The sequence below is a fragment of the Actimicrobium sp. GrIS 1.19 genome (assembly GCF_035984655.1).
In the GTDB taxonomy this organism is placed as follows: domain Bacteria; phylum Pseudomonadota; class Gammaproteobacteria; order Burkholderiales; family Burkholderiaceae_D; genus Actimicrobium.
Genome location: NZ_JAXCHT010000032.1, coordinates 14,454 through 31,411 on the forward strand (window position 1 = coordinate 14,454; position 16,958 = coordinate 31,411).

At 58.6% G+C, this 16,958-nt stretch carries 17 protein-coding genes; 11 read left to right on the forward strand and 6 right to left on the reverse strand.

What is annotated here, in order from left to right; genetic code table 11:
- The first annotated feature begins 145 nt into the window (after positions 1-145).
- The 8 genes from rpsA to cysM all read left to right on the forward strand — a co-directional run bounded on the left by rpsA (position 146) and on the right by cysM (position 7,623).
- Entirely contained in the window at positions 146-1,828 is a 1,683-nt protein-coding gene (rpsA, locus tag RCH09_RS17430; protein ID WP_326942414.1) for a 30S ribosomal protein S1, read from the forward strand.
- Positions 1,829-1,844: 16 nt separating this feature from the next.
- Entirely contained in the window at positions 1,845-2,150 is a 306-nt protein-coding gene (locus RCH09_RS17435) for an integration host factor subunit beta (protein ID WP_326942415.1), read from the forward strand.
- Between the two features lie 129 nt (positions 2,151-2,279).
- The gene (locus RCH09_RS17440) at positions 2,280-2,594 is read left to right on the forward strand and encodes a LapA family protein (protein ID WP_326942417.1); all 315 of its coding nucleotides are present in this window, start codon (positions 2,280-2,282) and stop codon (positions 2,592-2,594) included.
- 33 nt (positions 2,595-2,627) lie between these two features.
- On the forward strand, positions 2,628-3,803 hold the full coding sequence (gene lapB / locus RCH09_RS17445) for a lipopolysaccharide assembly protein LapB (RefSeq protein WP_326942418.1): 1,176 nt from the start codon (positions 2,628-2,630) through the stop codon (positions 3,801-3,803).
- Between the two features lie 42 nt (positions 3,804-3,845).
- On the forward strand, positions 3,846-5,219 hold the full coding sequence (locus tag RCH09_RS17450) for a UDP-glucose dehydrogenase family protein (protein ID WP_326942419.1): 1,374 nt from the start codon (positions 3,846-3,848) through the stop codon (positions 5,217-5,219).
- A 2-nt stretch (positions 5,220-5,221) separates the two neighbouring features.
- Entirely contained in the window at positions 5,222-6,148 is a 927-nt protein-coding gene (gene rfaE1 / locus RCH09_RS17455; RefSeq protein ID WP_326942420.1) for a D-glycero-beta-D-manno-heptose-7-phosphate kinase, read from the forward strand.
- A 109-nt stretch (positions 6,149-6,257) separates the two neighbouring features.
- On the forward strand, positions 6,258-6,644 hold the full coding sequence (locus RCH09_RS17460) for a ComEA family DNA-binding protein (RefSeq protein ID WP_326942421.1): 387 nt from the start codon (positions 6,258-6,260) through the stop codon (positions 6,642-6,644).
- Between the two features lie 76 nt (positions 6,645-6,720).
- Positions 6,721-7,623 carry a cysteine synthase CysM gene (cysM, locus tag RCH09_RS17465; protein WP_326942422.1) on the forward strand — a complete coding sequence of 301 codons (903 nt, stop codon included), beginning with the start codon at positions 6,721-6,723 and terminating at the stop codon, positions 7,621-7,623.
- A gap of 64 nt (positions 7,624-7,687) precedes the next feature.
- On the opposite strand, the gene RCH09_RS17470 is transcribed toward cysM, so the two are convergent.
- Both RCH09_RS17470 and RCH09_RS17475 read right to left on the reverse strand, forming a co-directional pair.
- The gene (locus tag RCH09_RS17470; protein WP_326942423.1) at positions 7,688-7,993 is read right to left on the reverse strand and encodes a hypothetical protein; all 306 of its coding nucleotides are present in this window, start codon (positions 7,991-7,993) and stop codon (positions 7,688-7,690) included.
- A gap of 411 nt (positions 7,994-8,404) precedes the next feature.
- Complete coding sequence (locus RCH09_RS17475) at positions 8,405-8,983, reverse strand: DUF1415 domain-containing protein (protein ID WP_326942424.1); 579 nt, start codon at positions 8,981-8,983, stop codon at positions 8,405-8,407.
- A 122-nt stretch (positions 8,984-9,105) separates the two neighbouring features.
- Here RCH09_RS17475 and RCH09_RS17480 point away from each other — a divergent pair, with 122 nt between their 5' ends.
- Entirely contained in the window at positions 9,106-9,645 is a 540-nt protein-coding gene (locus RCH09_RS17480; protein ID WP_326942425.1) for a YaeQ family protein, read from the forward strand.
- Here RCH09_RS17480 and mltB read toward each other — a convergent pair.
- The 4 genes from mltB to RCH09_RS17500 are packed head-to-tail and all read right to left on the reverse strand — an operon-like array spanning position 9,632 to position 14,673.
- On the reverse strand, positions 9,632-10,759 hold the full coding sequence (gene mltB / locus RCH09_RS17485) for a lytic murein transglycosylase B (RefSeq protein ID WP_326942426.1): 1,128 nt from the start codon (positions 10,757-10,759) through the stop codon (positions 9,632-9,634). The two genes, RCH09_RS17480 and mltB, sit on opposite strands and share 14 nt — an antisense overlap.
- Positions 10,753-12,759, reverse strand: a complete 2,007-nt coding sequence (locus RCH09_RS17490; RefSeq protein WP_326942427.1) for a transglutaminase TgpA family protein — start codon at positions 12,757-12,759, stop codon at positions 10,753-10,755. The genes mltB and RCH09_RS17490 overlap by 7 nt, the downstream gene beginning before the upstream one ends.
- Positions 12,759-13,748, reverse strand: coding sequence for a DUF58 domain-containing protein (locus RCH09_RS17495; RefSeq protein WP_442785055.1), 990 nt, complete (start codon positions 13,746-13,748; stop codon positions 12,759-12,761). Before RCH09_RS17495 ends, RCH09_RS17490 begins: the two co-directional genes overlap by 1 nt.
- A gap of 4 nt (positions 13,749-13,752) precedes the next feature.
- A complete protein-coding gene (locus RCH09_RS17500; protein WP_326942428.1) occupies positions 13,753-14,673 on the reverse strand; it encodes an AAA family ATPase in 921 nt (306 codons plus the stop codon).
- 162 nt (positions 14,674-14,835) lie between these two features.
- Between RCH09_RS17500 and RCH09_RS17505 the strand changes: the two genes are divergently transcribed.
- Entirely contained in the window at positions 14,836-15,786 is a 951-nt protein-coding gene (locus RCH09_RS17505) for a histone deacetylase family protein (protein WP_326942429.1), read from the forward strand.
- A 100-nt stretch (positions 15,787-15,886) separates the two neighbouring features.
- Positions 15,887-16,792: a ribosome biogenesis GTPase YlqF gene (ylqF, locus tag RCH09_RS17510; protein WP_442785054.1), complete on the forward strand. Its 906-nt coding sequence runs from the start codon at positions 15,887-15,889 to the stop codon at positions 16,790-16,792.
- Positions 16,793-16,958 lie beyond the last annotated feature (166 nt).

Genomic DNA, 16,958 nt, shown 5'->3' on the forward strand with positions numbered 1-16,958 from the left:
GTGTCCGATGCGGCCCTTGCCGTGCCGGACTGTTGAAAACCTAACCCTGTAATTGTTCTTTGTTCACCCTGAGCAAAGCGATTGCCGGCAAACCTGCAAAAATCCCGCTATGTCTACTGTTGCTATCCCTGAATCCGCTGTTGGTATGGAAAGTTTTGCTGCTCTTTTTGAAGAATCGTTGCTGCGCCAGGACATGCGTTCCGGTGAAGTGATTTCTGCTGAAGTCGTCCGCCTCGACCATAACTTCGTTATCGTCAACGCAGGGCTGAAGTCCGAAGCATTTATCCCAATCGAAGAATTCAAGAATGACAATGGCGAACTCGAAGTCAACGTCGGTGATTTCATTTCTGTCGCCATCGAATCTCTCGAAAACGGTTTCGGTGACACCATTCTTTCCCGTGACAAGGCCAAGCGCCTCGCATCGTGGCTCTCGCTCGAAAAAGCGATGGAGTCCGGCGAGATCGTCATCGGTACCGTCAATGGCAAGGTCAAGGGCGGCCTGACCGTTCTGACCAACGGCATTCGCGCGTTCCTGCCAGGTTCGCTGGTCGATACCCGTCCGGTCAAGGACACCACCCCGTTCGAAGGCAAGACCCTCGAATTCAAAGTCATCAAGCTCGACCGCAAGCGTAACAACGTCGTGCTGTCCCGCCGCGCTGTCATCGAAGCATCGATGGGCGAAGAGCGTCAGAAACTGATGGAAACGCTCAAGGAAGGTACCGTCGTTACCGGTATCGTCAAAAACATCACCGATTATGGCGCATTCGTGGATCTGGGCGGCATCGATGGTCTGTTGCACATCACCGATCTGGCATGGCGTCGTGTGCGTCATCCGTCGGAAGTGCTGACGGTTGGCCAGGAAATCACTGCCAAGGTCCTGAAATACGATCAAGAGAAAAACCGCGTTTCGCTGGGCGTCAAGCAATTGGGCGACGATCCGTGGACCGGTCTGTCGCGTCGTTATCCACAGTCGACCCGTCTGTTCGGTAAAGTTACCAATCTGACCGACTATGGCGCATTCGTTGAAGTCGAGCAGGGTATCGAAGGCCTGGTTCACGTTTCCGAAATGGACTGGACCAACAAGAACGTGGCGCCAAACAAAGTCGTTCAATTGGGCGATGAAGTCGAAGTCATGGTTCTTGAAATCGACGAAGAGCGTCGTCGTATCAGCCTCGGCATGAAGCAGTGCAAAGCCAATCCTTGGGATGACTTTGCCGTCACCCACAAAAAGGGTGACAAAGTCCGCGGCGCAATCAAGTCGATCACCGACTTCGGCGTGTTCATTGGTCTGGCCGGCAATATCGACGGCCTGGTGCATCTGTCCGATCTGTCGTGGACCGAGACTGGCGAAGAAGCTGTCCGTCGCTTCAAAAAGGGCGACGAACTCGAAGCCATCGTGTTGGCCATCGATGTCGAGCGCGAGCGCGTTTCGCTGGGCGTCAAGCAACTCGAAGGCGATCCGTTCAACAACTTCGCTGCCATGAACGACAAGGGTTCGCTGGTCACCGGTACCGTGAAAATGGTCGAGCCTAAAGGCGCAGTGATCCAGTTGTCCGAAGAAGTCGAAGGCTATCTGCGCGCTTCCGAAATCTCGCGTGACCGCGTCGAAGATGCTGGTACACACCTGAAAGTCGGCGACACCGTCGAAGCCATGGTTCTGAACATCGATCGCAAGGCGCGTGGTATCCAGTTGTCGATCAAGGCCAAGGACAATGTCGAGACCCAGGAAGAGATGCGCAAAATCTCGACCGCTTCGGATTCGAACGCTGCTTCCGGCACGACCAGTCTGGGTGCGTTGTTGAAAGCAAAATTCGATAACAAGAACTGATTTGTCGGAACTATCAATGACAAAGTCGGAGTTGATTGCCCGCCTGGCCGAGCGTTATCCGCAACTGGTTGCAAAAGATGCGGATTACGCGGTCAAGACGATTCTCGATGCGATGGCGGACGCCTTGGCGACCGGTCAGCGCATTGAAATTCGTGGATTTGGCAGCTTTGCCCTGAACAGCAGGCCGCCGAGGATTGGTCGCAACCCCAAGTCGGGTGACAAAGTGATGGTGCCGGAGAAACGGGTGCCGCATTTCAAGCCAGGCAAGGAGTTGCGTGAGCGGGTTGACGCAATGGTCGGGCAACCGATCATCGAAGACTGAGTTGTTTGCATTAAAATCGAAACGGCATCTTAGGATGCCGTTTTTTTTCACGTACAATTTCGGGGTTTGCATGAGACAGCCGCGCGTCACGGCCGTCAACGCGCGACCGGACATCAAAGGACAGGCACGATGAAATTCCTTCTCAAATTGTTGTCAGCGTTTGTCGCGATTGTTTTTTTTGGCTTCGCGCTGAAAAACACCCAGGAAGCGGCCTTGAGCTTCTTTCTTGGCTATGAGATTCGCGGACCGCTGGTATTGCTGCTCTTTGGATTTTTCCTGATTGGCGCCGTGCTCGGCATCGTCGGCATGTTGCCGTCATTCGTGCGGCATCGGCGCGAACTGTCGCGCCAAAAGAACGTGATCTCGACCATGATGCATGAACAGGAAGCACAACGCGCGATGCGCACCCAACAACCGCAACCGGACTCCATTGTCACCAAATGAACCTTGATCAATGCATGAAAACCAGACCGCCGCATGGAATTTGAAATCTGGTGGTTACTCGGTATCCCGGTATTTTTCGGCCTGGGCTGGATTGCGGCGCGAGTCGATATTCGACAACTGATTTCCGAATCGCGCAGCCTGCCGCGCGGGTATTTCAAAGGATTGAATTTTCTGCTCAATGAGCAACCGGACAAGGCCATCGACGCATTCATCGAGATCGTCAAGCTTGACCCGGAAACAGTCGAACTGCACTTTGCACTGGGTAACCTGTTCCGGCGTCGTGGCGAAACAGAGCGCGCAATCCGGGTGCATCAGAATTTGCTGGCGCGGCCGGACCTTCCGCTGGAACATCAGGTCCATGCGCAGTACGAACTCGGGCAGGATTATCTGAAAGCCGGCTTGCTGGATCGTGCCGAAGAAACTTTCAATCTGCTGGTCGACACGCAGTACAGCGCGCAGGCGCGGCGCGCATTACTTGAAATTTATCAGCGCGAAAAGGAATGGACCCGCGCGATCGATGCCGCCAACGCGCTGAAGGAATCCGGAGCGGGTGGTCGCCAGAAAGAAATCGCGCAGTTTTATTGTGAAATTGCGCAGGATGAACTGGTGCACACGCACGCCGACGCAGCCATGCAGGTGCTCGAAAAGGCACTGGCCGCCGACCGCAAGAATGTGCGCGCGACGATGCTGATGGGTGACGTGTTTCTGGCCCGCGGTGAAACCGAAGCGGCATTGCTGGCGTGGCGTCGGGTCGAGCAGCAAAGCGTGCCGCATGTCGGACTGGTGGCGCAGCGGCTGATGGATGGCTATGGTGCGGTCGGCCGCGCCCAGGAAGGTGCCAACCTGCTGAAGTCCTATCTGGCCGAAGCCTCGTCGATCGACCTTCTTGAAGTTGTCTTCAAGGCGGTGCTTGAACTCGATGGCGTCGATGCCGCCAATCAGCTTGTCAGTGACGAATTGCGTCGCACGCCTACGCTGCTGGGCCTCGACAAATTGCTCGAAGCCAGGCTGATGAATGCACAGCCGGAGGTGCGGCCCGAACTGTCGCTGGTGAAGAATCTGGTGCACGGATATGCGCAGAAGCTGGCACGGTATCAATGCAGCCATTGTGGTTTCAAGGCGCGCCAGTTCTATTGGCAATGCCCGGGATGCAGCCAGTGGGAAACCTATCCGCCACGTCGTACCGAAGAACTCAATGTCATGAACTAAACCGCGCGTCCGCTTCGGCGACGCCTTTGCTACAGGATCACCATGAAAATTACTATTGTAGGTACCGGCTATGTCGGTCTCGTCACCGGGGCCTGCCTGGCCGAGCTCGGCAATGATGTGTTTTGTCTCGATCTCGACCAGCGCAAGATCGATATCCTCAACAGCGGCGGCATTCCGATTCATGAACCGGGCCTGGGCGATATCGTGGCACGCAATCGTGCGTCCGGCCGGCTGAAATTCTCAACCGATATCGCGGCAGGGGTCGCGCACGGCGAGATTCAATTCATTGCGGTAGGAACGCCACCCGATGAGGATGGCTCGGCCGATCTGCAGTACGTCGTAGCCGCCGCCCGCAACATCGGCAAGTATATGACCGGCTTCAAGGTCATCGTCGACAAGTCCACTGTGCCGGTGGGTACCGCCGACAAGGTGGCCGCCGCGGTGCAACAGGAGCTCACTACGCGTGGCAGTCACGAAAAGTTCTCGGTCGTGTCGAATCCCGAGTTTCTGAAAGAGGGTGCTGCGGTAGAAGACTTCATGCGACCGGATCGCATCGTCATCGGCTGTGATGCATCCGCCGAAGGACTGCAGGCGCACGCGTTGATGAAAAGCCTGTATGCCCCCTTCAACCGCAATCACGAACGTACTTTCTGGATGGACGTGCGGTCGGCGGAATTTACCAAGTACGCCGCCAATGCCATGCTGGCAACGCGGATTTCGTTCATGAACGAATTGGCCAATCTGGCTGACCACGTGGGTGCTGATATCGAGGCGGTACGGCATGGCATCGGTTCGGATCCACGCATCGGCTACAGTTTCCTGTACGCGGGTTGCGGCTATGGCGGATCCTGCTTTCCGAAGGATGTGCAGGCGCTGGAGCGCACTGCGCGTGCGTATGGCCAGGATCTACTGATCTTGCGTGCCGTCGAGGCCGTCAACAATCGCCAGAAGCACGTGCTTGGCAAGAAAATCCTGGCGCGGTTCGGCAGTGATTTGCAGGGCAAGCACTTTGCGATCTGGGGTTTGGCATTCAAGCCCAATACCGACGACATGCGCGAAGCATCCTCGCGCGTGTTAATCCGCACGCTGCTGGACGCCGGTGCAAGCGTTGCGGTGCATGACCCGGTTGCCATGCCGGAAGCCAGGCGTGCATTGACGCTGGATTTCGCCGGCGACGCTGCGGCGTTTTCCCGCATCCGCTTCTGCGACAGCCCCAATGACGCATTGCGTGACGCTGACGCGCTGGCAATTGTGACCGAATGGAAAGCGTTTCGCAGCCCTGATTTCGCCCAATTGAAGTCGCTCCTGAAAGCACCTGTCATATTCGATGGAAGAAACCTGTTTGAGCCTGAAGTCATGGCCACGGCAGGTGTTGAATACCATGGCATCGGCCGTTCCGTGCTGACACGGGGCTGAGCATGAACGATCTTGCGGCGTTTTCGCCGGGACGCATTCTGGTGGCGGGCGACATCATGCTTGACCGTTACTGGTTCGGTGAAGTCAACCGCATTTCGCCCGAAGCACCCGTTCCAATTGTTCGCGTGCAGCGAACCGAGGAGCGTCTGGGTGGTGCTGCCAACGTTGCGCGTAACGCAGCATCGCTGGGCGCCAATGTCGGCTTGCTGGGTGTGGTGGGGGACGACGAAGCCGGCCGGCTGATCGAAGGAAAACTGGCCGAACTCGACATTGGGAATTTTTTGCAGCGGGATTCGATGATCTCCACGATCGTCAAATTACGTGTGATCGGTCGTCAACAGCAATTGCTGCGCATCGATTTTGAAAGCCCGCCGGGCCAGGTCGTGCTGCGTGAAAAGCTCATGAACTTCAACGCGTTGTTGCCCGAGTATTCGATCATCGTCATGTCGGATTACGCCAAGGGCAGCCTGGTCAACGTCGCCGAGATGATAGCAACCGCGACCAGGTTGGGGAAACGCACACTCGTTGATCCGAAAGGCGATGATTTTTCCCGCTATGCCGGCGCGACTTTGCTGACGCCAAACAAGGCCGAGTTCCGGCAGGTGGTCGGCGCGTGGCGTGACGAAAGCGAATTCGTTGAAAAAGCCCAGCGGCTCCGCGTGCAATTGCGGCTGGAGGCCTTGCTTGTGACGCGCTCGGAAGAGGGCATGACACTGATCACCGGGGATAAGACGATGCATTTCCCCACGCAGGCGCGCGAGGTGTTCGATGTGTCTGGCGCGGGTGACACCGTCATGGCCACCATGGCAGTCATGCTCAGCGCCGGAAAAACCTTGCCGGAAGCGGTGCAATGGGCCAACAAGGCTGGGGGCATTGTCGTCGGCAAACTGGGGACGGCAACGGTTACGCGGGAAGAGTTGTTCGCATGACGCAAACCTGCCGCATGCATACCGGGAATCTCGTTTTGAAAGCCGCAACAGCCGCACGGTAAATCGCTCGATGAATAATGGAAGTCCATTAATTCATCGAGGATTCATCATGCTGAAAAAACTTCTGTTTGCGCTGACTGCCGCTTTCGCCGGGATGTCCTTTGCAATGGTGCCGGTTGACGTCAACAAGGCGGACCAGGCTGCGCTGGACGGCATCAAGGGAATTGGTCCCAGCATGTCGCAAAAAATTCTCGACGAGAGAAAGAAGGGCGGCGATTTCAAGGATTGGGCCGACCTCGAGCAGCGCGTCAAAGGCATCAAGGCAAAGAGCGCACAGCGATTGTCCGATGCCGGATTGACGATCAATGGGAAGTCGCTTGATGGCGCCGCGGCGGCCGGGAAGGCTGAGCAAAAATCGTCGTCTGCGCCAGCTGCCAAGGCTGCTCAGCCAGCCCGCAACGGCAGCAAGGACGGCTCGAGAAAGCCGTCAGCATAGGGGCGTATGGCCGCCTTCGTACGCGGGAGGAAGTCTGCGATTAGAATATCGCCTTACTCCACTGTGATGCGACCCCATGGCCTACCTGACTCTAGAAGACACCATCGGCAATACGCCGCTGATTCAACTCAATCGCATCGGTGGCGAGGAGGTCCGGCAGCGCAATAACATTATTCTTGGCAAGCTTGAAGGAAACAACCCGGCCGGTTCGGTCAAGGATCGTCCCGCCCTGTCGATGATTTCACGTGCCGAAGCGCGTGGTGACATCAAGCCTGGTGACACCTTGATCGAAGCCACCAGCGGTAACACCGGCATTGCGCTGGCAATGGTGGCGGCCATGCGTGGCTACAAGATGGTGCTGTTGATGCCGGAAAATCTCAGCGAAGAACGCAAGCAAAGCATGGCCGCTTACGGCGCGAAAATCATCCTGACGCCAAAAACCGGAGGCATGGAATATGCCCGCGATCTGGCGGAGAAAATGCAGAAGGATGGGGAGGGTGTCATTCTTGACCAGTTCGCCAATCCGGATAATCCGCTGGCACATTATGTCGGCACCGGTCCGGAAATTTGGCGCGATACCAACGGGTCGATTACCCATTTCGTCAGCGCGATGGGAACGACTGGCACCATCATGGGCGTGTCGCGGTATTTAAAGGAAATGAATTCGGAGATCCGCATCGTCGGTGCGCAACCCGAGGAAGGATCGCAGATCGCAGGGATTCGCAAATGGCCGGAAGCCTACTTGCCAAAAATTTTCGACCGGTCGCGGGTGGATCAGGTAGAAAGCGTCAGTCAATCGGCAGCCGAAACAATGGCACGTCGGTTGGCAGTCGAGGAGGGTGTTTTTTGCGGTGTTTCTGCGGCAGGAGCCTGCCAGGTCGCGCTGCGTATTTCCCAGAGCGTGGAAAACGCGACCATCGTGTTCATTGTTTGTGATCGCGGGGACCGCTATCTCTCAACAGGGATTTTTCCAGCTTGAGATGACCTGTCGCGGGATTTGCCGCACAACGGCAACTATCCCGAGATCCAGGACAAGTGACACTTTACTCGTGTGATTCGACGCCGTCCTTTGGCTTGAACTGCTTGTCGCTGATGCGAAATTTGTCACGGCGGTCGCCCATCAGAATGCGCAGGTCGCGGATGCTCAGGTCGCTGACTTCGTGCATCCGGATTAACAATGAAGCGCCAACTGGCAAGCGGCGATGGCGAATCTTGCTAATCACCGGCGGTGCGACCTCAAGTGCACGCGACAGTGCAGCATCGTTTTTCAAATTAAGCTTTTCAATCAGCGAGTCCAACAGGTTGTTGGGGTCATAGGCTAATTGGTCCGAGAGGCGATTGCTGGTCATGGAATGCTCTAGCTGGGTTGTCATAATATAAATAATTCCTTAAGGCAAGTTAATTGTACAAGGAATAACGCCACGAATGTGGATTTTTGGCAATTAATGCTTCGACTGCATCAAATTGATACAGTTGCAATTCGCGGCGTATTTATTTCCTTCGCGCGAAAATAGTGTCGCGCCATCCGATGACGTAAAAGCAAGTTTGCTAAAAATGATGGTGTAAGGCAAGAAAAATTGACCTAAATGGTCATTCAGACAATGCTTCTGGTGCTCGACGCGGTCAAAAAAGCGACGCCGCAAGCTGATTCCGTCAGACACTGCGTTCGCGCCCACCAAAATTAGTTTAGACAATAGGCCTAAGAATATTTTGATAATTCGCAACCCGGTCGAGGTGCGACATCGCCGGTCAGCAGGTACTTACTCGGTCATTATGCGGCGTTGTAATTGATCCCAGCCGGTTTGTCCGATTTGATGGAGCAAGGCGATATTGCGCTCGAAGATGTTGGATGCGTCCGGAAATGCGAGGACGGCGCGATCAATGCTGCTTTCGCGCAGCAAGTGCAGTATCGGCCAAGGCGAGCGGTTGGTTGCGTTTTCAATGTCGTCCGGCGCTGTGCCGGCAAATTGATAGTCCGGATGAAAGCTGGCAATCTGCAACACGCCGTCGAGTTCCATATCGCATAACAATGCGTCGGCCGGTTCCAGGAAATCGTTATAGTCAGAAAAATTGGCCAGCACGCCAGGATGGATCAACAGCGTAGTCTCGACACGATCGGGGTCCGCCTGCATCAGGTCCGACAGCGCAAGCCGCAGTTCGACCAGCAATGCCGTTTCAGTCGTCGCGTCACTAACAACATAGCGAATCTGGTCGTGCACGAACACCGACTTGGCAAAGGGGCAAAGGTTTAATCCGATTACGGCGAGTTCAAGCCACTTGCGGGTTGTCTTGACGACCAACGCCGGATCTGGCGGTACACAGGCTTGAGGAGCAGTCATTGGACGCAAACATTCAGTGTGGCTGGCCGAGCATTATAGAGAAAAGACCGCCCGCGACAAGCATGATCGGCTATGCTTCGCAGCCCGCGGCAATCCCCGGTAATCGAGAAAAGTGATCAGCAATGGCAATCAAGGCAACCATCTTCAAAGCAGACATCCAGATTGCCGACATGGACCGGCATTATTACCAGAGCCACCAGTTGACGCTGGCACGGCATCCGTCCGAAACGGATGAGCGCATGATGGTGCGGCTGCTAGCATTTGCCCGGCATGCGCATGAGGCGCTGGTCTTCGCCAAGGGCTTGAGCGACGCCGAGGAGCCGGACATCTGGCAGAAGGACCTGACCGGGGCGATCGATTTATGGATTGATGTCGGCCAACCAGATGACCGCCGCATTCTGAAAGCCTGCGGCCGTGCCGCCAAAGTGATGATTTATAGCTACAGCAGCAACAGCGCCATCTGGTGGGGACAAACCGGAGCTCGGGTTGATCGTGCCAGGAACCTGGAAGTGATCAACCTGTCCAGCGCCACCAGTCAGGAAATGGCCAGACTGGCGCAGCGCAACATGCAACTGCAGTACACCATGCAGGACGGCGAAATCTGGATCAGCGGCAATGGCGAGACGCTGCAGATCGACCTGACCACACTCAAGGCTGCATAGCCCTGTTTGCCCGTACCGCACGACTCAGGTCGACCACCGACATCGCGTAGAAAAAGCTGCGGTTATATTTGGTGATGGCAAAAAAATTAGCGGCGCCAAGCCAGTATTCCGGTGCGTCGGGGCCATTCTGCAGATCGACCAGTCCCAGCAACATGCCATCGGGTGGCTGCACGCCCGGCACCACGCCGGCCATGCGCAATTCATCAACACTGAATTTGGCTTCCAGCCCTTGGCCGATGAAGGCGTCCCAGGCTCGCCCATCGCTGGTGGTGGGCTGGTTCACGCTGGCGGGAAAGACGATCGGTTCGCCGGCGCGCCAGCCGTGCTGCACCAGAAAACTGGCGACACTGCCAATTGCATCGGCCGGAGAATTGCGCAAATCGATTTTTCCGTCGCCATCGAAGTCCACCGCATACTGGCGAATGCTGCCAGGCATGAACTGGGCCCAGCCGATCGCTCCGGCGTAAGACCCCAGCAAGCTCAGCGGGTCGATGCCGGACTCGCGCGCCAGCAGCAGGGTGTTCTCGAGCTCGCCGCGAAAGAACTGCATGCGTGCCACGCGCGTTGGCGTATCGGGATAGGCAAACGCCAGCGTTGTGATCGCATCCATGACGCGGAAGTTGCCGGTGTTGCGGCCATACACCGTTTCGACTCCGATGATGGCGACGATGATCTCTGCCGGCACGCCGAACTGGGCTTCGGCGCGCGCCAGTGCATCGGCGTTGTCGTTCCAGAACTTGACCCCGCCGTTGATCCGCACCGGCTCGACAAAACGGGCGCGATAGGCGCGCCAATTCTTCGGCCGACCTGCGGGGGCCGGTTTCATCAGTTGGATTGTGCTGTCGACGTAGCGGGTGTTGTGGAACAGCCGCTCCAGCTCAGGCCGATCAAAGCCGTTGCGAGTGACCATCAGATCGATGAAATCAGCGACCTCTTTCCATTGCGCGAAGTCGGTGAACTCGCCGGCGGTGTCGGTGGCGACGGGCCGGGCAGTGACGCGCGGCGCGGCTTTCAGTGCGAGATCCGTGGCGCAGGCGCTCAGGCAAGTGGCAGTGGCGATAAGCAGAAACAGACGCGCAAGGCGTTTGCGCAACGTTGAATTGGAGATCAGCATGCAGTCAGGAGAAGTTTGAGTTGTGCCAGCGCGGCGTTGCGCTCGCGGGGATCCACCCTACCATACTGAAGCGCTTCATAGGACGCCAGGAAACGTCGGGCGGCGTCTTTTTTATCCGCCGCCATTTGGGTGTTGCCGGCGATCCGCGTTGCCAACGCCTGCGGTCCCTCATGCGGCGCACGCACGATGCCGATCCGCTCCAGCCGACGGCAGAACACCCGATACATTGCCTCGGCGCGATCCATCGGCGGCCGGTTCATCAACAGCGGCAGCATCAGCGCCGCCATCACGATGCTGCTCGCCCCAAACATCAGCGCGGTCAGCAGCGCCCAGTCGACCTCGCCGAAACCGAGCGAGCCGATCAGTTTTTTCTGCCGCTCGGGCGAATAGCTCAAGACCCATTGATTCCAGGAGTTCGACAGCGCGTCGGAACTCAATCGCAGCTGCGCCAGCCACGAATCGCGCGATGGCGCCAGATTGACCAGCCCACCGAACAGGCGGCGTTGCGCACTGCCGGCGACGCTGCGCTGGATACGTTCTGGCGCAACTGCAGCGGTCGGGTCAATGCGCAGCCAGCCGCGTCCGGCAATCCTGACCTCGGCCCAGGCGTGCGCATCGCTCTGGCGAATTTCCATGTAGCCGTCGATTGGATTGACCTCGCCGCCCTGATAGCCGGTGACCACACGCGCCGCGATGCCAAGGTCGCGCATCAGCACCACGAACGCAGCCGCATAATGTTCGCAAAATCCGGCCCGGGTCGAGAACAGGAAATCGTCGACGCTATTGCGACCGAGCAGCGGCGGTTCGAGCGTGTAGCTGAATGGCTGCTGCCGGAAATACTGTAGTACCAGCCGTACCAATTCGGCCGGATCGGTCGACTGCTCGCGCAACTGGCGGGCGAATTGCAACGTGGCCGGATTGCTGCCCGGCGGCAGCTGCAGCGCCTCGGCGAGGTCGTCGGGAGGTTCGCTTGCTTGCATCTGAAATTGGGTCCACGAGGTCACGTCATAGCGCAAGCGCGTGTCGATGCGCTGGCTCGCCAGCAATTGAAAATCATTGGCCAGCCAGGCCGCATTGCCGGGAATCTGTGGCGCCGCGACCGGTGACTCCAGTGCAAACAGCCAGCGCCTGCCATGCGGTTCGAGCGTGATCTGATAGCGCGTCGGTTGACTGCCCGGTGTGACGCGCACGCTGTCAGGCGCCATCGGTGTCTGCGCCAGCTGGGTCCAGGTGCGCCCATCGAACCGCGTCAATACGGTCGCGCGCCAGTAGAGCAGCGACTGCGCCGGCACCGAATCATCGAACCGGACCCGAAAGGCAATTTCGTCGGATTGCGCCAGCGATGAGATCATTCCCGGGGTCATCGAATCCGACAGCCCGGTGCGGCCGCCGTTGGCATCACCCGGCAAGCCCCAGAGCGGTCCTTGAATGCGCGGGAACAGCACGAACAGCACCAGCATCAGCGGCGCAGCAAGGCCGAAGATCATGCCTCCCAACTGCAGTCGCTTCTTGAACGGCGGCACCGCGCCGGTGTACTGGAACGATACCTGGGCGGTCAACAGTGCAATGACTGCGGCGCCCATCATCAATGCCGTTGGAATGCTTTGCGAATAAAAGAAATTGGTCAGGAGTAAAAAAAAGCTCAGGAACAGCACCACGAACAAATCCCGTCGGGCATGCATCTCCAGCAGCTTCAGCACCAGCAGCAGGGCCAGCATCGCGACCCCGGCATCGCGTCCGAACAGCGTGTGAAAGGCCAGATAAATGCCGCCCATTGCCATGACCGAGACCGGCAGCAACACCCATCGCGGCGGCAGCCGGTTGCCGGCGAAGGTGATCCAGCCGCGCCAGCCGAGCAATGCCACCACCAGCACCGATACCCAGATCGGCAGATGCATGAAATGCGGCAGCAGCACCAGCATGCAGGCGGTCAGCAGATTGAGCATGTCGGCCTTGTCGCGCGACATCGGCCGGGGCTTGAGCGTGAACGCGTTGCGCATCAGCCCACCTCGAATTCAGCCAGTGCCTGCAAACAGGCAGCCTGTTGCGCCACGCCCAGCGCCGGGCCGAGCGCAAACGCCCCGAGCCGGAACCCATACGGCAGTCCGCACCGTTCCGCCTCCAGCACCCAACCGGTCATGCGCGACAGTTTCAGCTCCGGATCCATGGTGCGAGGCAATGCCGCGAAATCAATCACCAGATCGCTGCTGGCACCGCCTTCAAAATGCTTGGTGACCAGCGCGCCGCCGAGCGACAGATCGACGCGCGCAATTTGTCGCCACGCCAGATGCCGCATCGAATCCCCCACCTGATAGGCGCGGATGCCGGCAAAGTCATCGTCACCGGCGCTGCCATTGCCCTGCGCGGTGGGGCGCGCAGTCATTGGCAGCGGCGGCGCGAATTCCTCCGGATGCGGATACACCAGCACACGGGCGTCGGGCTGCCAGTAACTCCAGGCCCGCAGCAAGCCGAGCGGAAAGCGCGTCACCAGCCGCACCCGCGGCGCCTGCAGCCAGCCACGGGTGGTGCTTGGCATGCTCAGTACGACATCCGAGGTGGACGATGCCGAGATATCGGCGGCTTGGGCTATCACAGGTGCGTCAATGCCAATGAAATCGAGCCAGATCGCATATCTGTCATGTTTGCGCCGGTTGATCAGGTGCAGTTCGAACTGTGCCATGTCGCCGCAGAAAACCGGCGCAGCCCGTCCTGCCGAGAGGGACAAGTGGGCCAGATTGCGGAACGTCAGATGCATGTCGACCACCGCGCAGGCGGCGATCAAAAACGTGAAGGCAAAGCCCAGGTTGAGATTGTAGTTGACCGAGCCAATGAACAACACGATCAGCGTGGCGCCAAAGCCCCAGCCGGCCCCGGTGGGCACGATGAAGACCCGGCGCTGGTTGAGGAACACCTCGCCCGGCTCCGGACCGGTGAGCCGGAACAGCCAGCGATCCAGTGATTTCTGCACGCGTGCGCGGATCACGATGATCCCCTCAGAGCGCGATCGATTTCATCATCTGCGCCACCAGATCGCGGCTGGCCAGCGCCGAACCGCTGCTCGATTTCAGCGGTCGCAAACGGTGTGCCGTGACAGGAATCAGCACGGCCTGTACATCTTCCGGGATGACGTGATTGCGCCCCTCCAGCGCGGCCCACGCGCGCGCCGCTTGCACCAGTGCGATCGCCGCACGCGGGCTCATGCCTTCCTGAAACAGGCCATTCTGGCGCGAGGCCAGTACCAGCGCATGGACATAGTCGATCAATTTTTCGGAGGTGTGAATCGCGCCCAGCGCAGCGCGTGCGGCGAGCATCTCTTCGGGCTGCATCGCGCTCTTGAGCGCCTTGAGCATGCTGCGGCGGTCCTCGCCCAGCAGCAGCGCCCGTTCGGCGGCGGCATCCGGGTAACCGAGCGACAAACACATCAGAAAGCGATCCAGCTGCGACTCAGGCAACTGGAATGTGCCGATCTGGTGGGTCGGGTTTTGCGTGGCGATGACAAAGAATGGTTGCGGCAAGTCGCGCGTCACGCCATCGGACGTCACTTGCCGCTCCTCCATGGCTTCCAGCAGCGCCGACTGGGTTTTTGGCGTGGCGCGATTGATTTCATCGCCCAGCAGGACCTGGGTAAAAATCGGCCCCGGATGAAATACGAAGCCGCTGGTGTCGCGATCGAATATCGACACCCCGATCACATCCGCCGGCAGCAAATCGCTGGTGAACTGCACCCGGTTGAATTGCAGCCCGAGTGACAATGCCAGCGCGTGGGCCAGCGTGGTCTTGCCCACGCCCGGAACATCTTCAATCAGCAGATGACCGCCTGCCAGCAGACAGACCAGCGCCTGGCGCACCTGATGCTCCTTGCCGACGATGATCTGGTTGATTTGTTTTGCAGCCGCGTGAACTTTGGAAAGCATGCTTTGGCCTGATTGAAAATTCGAGGGGAATGCGGCGGCAGTTGCGCCGGGAGGTATTGTTTTGATGCGATCATGGTTAAACTGGAGAGATTCTATTCGAGAACCCGGAGAGTTGCTCTGGCAACACTTCGATGATTCCAGCATGCCACGCGACGAGGGTCCATGAGCACAGGTTTTTTTAGTCCGGCCGATTGCAAACTCCACGAGATGGGGACCTGGCATCCTGAATGCCCGGCCCGTCTGCAGGCGATCGAAGATCAGCTGATCGCCAGCCGTATTGATCAGTTTCTGGAGTACCGCGACGCGGCGCCGGCAACGCTGACGACGCTGGCCACGGTGCATTCGCCAGCCGCCATCGCATTGGTGGTGGACAATGTGCCGGCCGAGAGCGAGGGCGCCGAGCGGCATTACCCGCTCGATCCGGACACCTTGCTCAATGCCTTCAGCCTGAAGGCGGCGCTGAGCGCAGCCGGAGCGGCGCTGGCGGCGACCGATGCGGTCATTGCCGGTGAGCTCGACAACGCGTTCTGTGCGATTCGTCCGCCGGGGCATCATGCGACGCCGCTGGCACCGATGGGATTTTGCCTGTTCAATAATGTGGCCATTGCGGTGCGCCACGCACTCGATGTCCATGGCCTCCAGCGCGTTGCGATCATCGACTTCGATGTCCATCACGGCAATGGCACGCACGAGGCCTTCCGCGATGAGCCGCGCGTGCTGATGGCCAGTTTCTTCCAGGAGAACCTGTACCCGTTTTGCAGCGATACCGGCAGCCGGCCGGGTTTGCACAACATGGTCAATGTCGGCGTGCCGGCCTTCAGCGCCGGCGCGGCGGTGCGTCAGGCCATACTCGACAAATGGATACCGGCGTTGCATGCCCACGCGCCGCAGATGATTTTCATCTCGGCCGGATTCGACGCGCATCGTGAAGACGATCTCGGGCAGATGGGGCTGGTCGAAGCCGATTATGCCTGGATCACGCGCCAGATCATGGCGATCGCGAAGCAGTATGCGGGCGGGCGCATCGTCAGTTGCCTTGAGGGCGGCTACAACCTGTCAGCGCTGGGCCGCAGTGTGGTGGCGCATCTGAAAGCGCTGGCCGAACTCGATTAGCGCGCCGGATAATGTCCGGCGGCAGGCGTTGCGGTTAGAATAGCGACCTGCTTTTTACAGGATCACCCCGTCGATGTCTATCCAATGGTACCCAGGTCACATGAACGCCGCCCGCAAGAAGGCGGCCGAAGCCATGGAGAAAGTCGACATGGTCATCGAGGTGCTCGATGCACGCCTGCCGCAAGCCAGCTGCAATCCGATGATCGAACAGCTGCGCAGCGACCGTCAGCGCCCCTGCCTGAAAATTCTTAACAAGAGCGATATCGCTGATCCCGCCGTGACCCAGGCGTGGATTGCGTTTTACAATTTGCAGCCGGATGTGCACGCGGTCGCACTCAGCTGCAAGCTGCCTGCCGATGTTGCCAAGATCCCCGCCTTGTGCCTGAAAATTGCGCCGCATCGCGGCACTCCGTTGAAGCCGTTGCGCATCATGATCATGGGCATTCCGAACGTGGGCAAATCGACGCTGATGAATGCACTGCTCAAGAAGCGCGTCGCCAAGGTTGGCGACGAACCGGCCGTGACAAAAATGCAGCAGCGTCTCTACCTCGGCAACAACATGGTGCTCACCGATACCCCCGGCATGCTGTGGCCAAAGATCCAGCATCCCAGTGATGGCTTGATGCTGGCTGCAAGCCATGCAATCGGCAGCAATGCGCTGATTGAAGAAGAGGTGGCGACCTTCCTCGGCGATGCACTGCTGGTGCGTTATCCCGAACTGCTGGCGGCGCGCTATGGCGTCAAGACCGAGGGCATGGACGGCGTCGGGATTGTCGAAGCGGTGGCGCTGCGGCGGGGTTTCAAGCTCAAGGGCAAGGGCGTCGATCTGGAAAAGGCAGCGCACACCTTGTTGCAGGATTATCGCAGCGGTGCGCTCGGACGGATCTCGCTGGAGACACCGCAGACCCGCGCTGCGCTGCTGGCCGAGTACGAGGCTGCGCAGTTGGCCAAGGCTGCCGCGAAGGCCGCCCTGGTTGACGAGCCAAACGACAATTACCGCAACTGACGCAGCTGCACGTTCAGGCCGTCGGCCCGCATTCTCACTTGCCGTGTTCTGCCATGGTTGCCATGGCAGCCTTGATCGGAATGCGTGACAAACCTCGTCCTTCAGGGCGGGGAAGGATAACGCGGACGGCGCAGCCGTCCTTGCATTTTTTTTCGCCTTAAGCTTG

Coding starts and splice junctions, on each gene's coding strand:
- rpsA (WP_326942414.1), top strand. CDS start 146: ATGGAAAGTTTTGCTGCTCTTTTTGAAGAATCGTTGCTGCGCCAGGAC.
- RCH09_RS17435 (WP_326942415.1), top strand. CDS start 1,845: ATGACAAAGTCGGAGTTGATTGCCCGCCTGGCCGAGCGTTATCCGCAA.
- RCH09_RS17440 (WP_326942417.1), top strand. CDS start 2,280: ATGAAATTCCTTCTCAAATTGTTGTCAGCGTTTGTCGCGATTGTTTTT.
- lapB (WP_326942418.1), top strand. CDS start 2,628: ATGGAATTTGAAATCTGGTGGTTACTCGGTATCCCGGTATTTTTCGGC.
- RCH09_RS17450 (WP_326942419.1), top strand. CDS start 3,846: ATGAAAATTACTATTGTAGGTACCGGCTATGTCGGTCTCGTCACCGGG.
- rfaE1 (WP_326942420.1), top strand. CDS start 5,222: ATGAACGATCTTGCGGCGTTTTCGCCGGGACGCATTCTGGTGGCGGGC.
- RCH09_RS17460 (WP_326942421.1), top strand. CDS start 6,258: ATGCTGAAAAAACTTCTGTTTGCGCTGACTGCCGCTTTCGCCGGGATG.
- cysM (WP_326942422.1), top strand. CDS start 6,721: ATGGCCTACCTGACTCTAGAAGACACCATCGGCAATACGCCGCTGATT.
- RCH09_RS17470 (WP_326942423.1), bottom strand. CDS start 7,993: ATGACCAGCAATCGCCTCTCGGACCAATTAGCCTATGACCCCAACAAC.
- RCH09_RS17475 (WP_326942424.1), bottom strand. CDS start 8,983: ATGACTGCTCCTCAAGCCTGTGTACCGCCAGATCCGGCGTTGGTCGTC.
- RCH09_RS17480 (WP_326942425.1), top strand. CDS start 9,106: ATGGCAATCAAGGCAACCATCTTCAAAGCAGACATCCAGATTGCCGAC.
- mltB (WP_326942426.1), bottom strand. CDS start 10,759: ATGCTGATCTCCAATTCAACGTTGCGCAAACGCCTTGCGCGTCTGTTT.
- RCH09_RS17490 (WP_326942427.1), bottom strand. CDS start 12,759: ATGCGCAACGCGTTCACGCTCAAGCCCCGGCCGATGTCGCGCGACAAG.
- RCH09_RS17500 (WP_326942428.1), bottom strand. CDS start 14,673: ATGCTTTCCAAAGTTCACGCGGCTGCAAAACAAATCAACCAGATCATC.
- RCH09_RS17505 (WP_326942429.1), top strand. CDS start 14,836: ATGAGCACAGGTTTTTTTAGTCCGGCCGATTGCAAACTCCACGAGATG.
- ylqF (WP_442785054.1), top strand. CDS start 15,887: ATGAACGCCGCCCGCAAGAAGGCGGCCGAAGCCATGGAGAAAGTCGAC.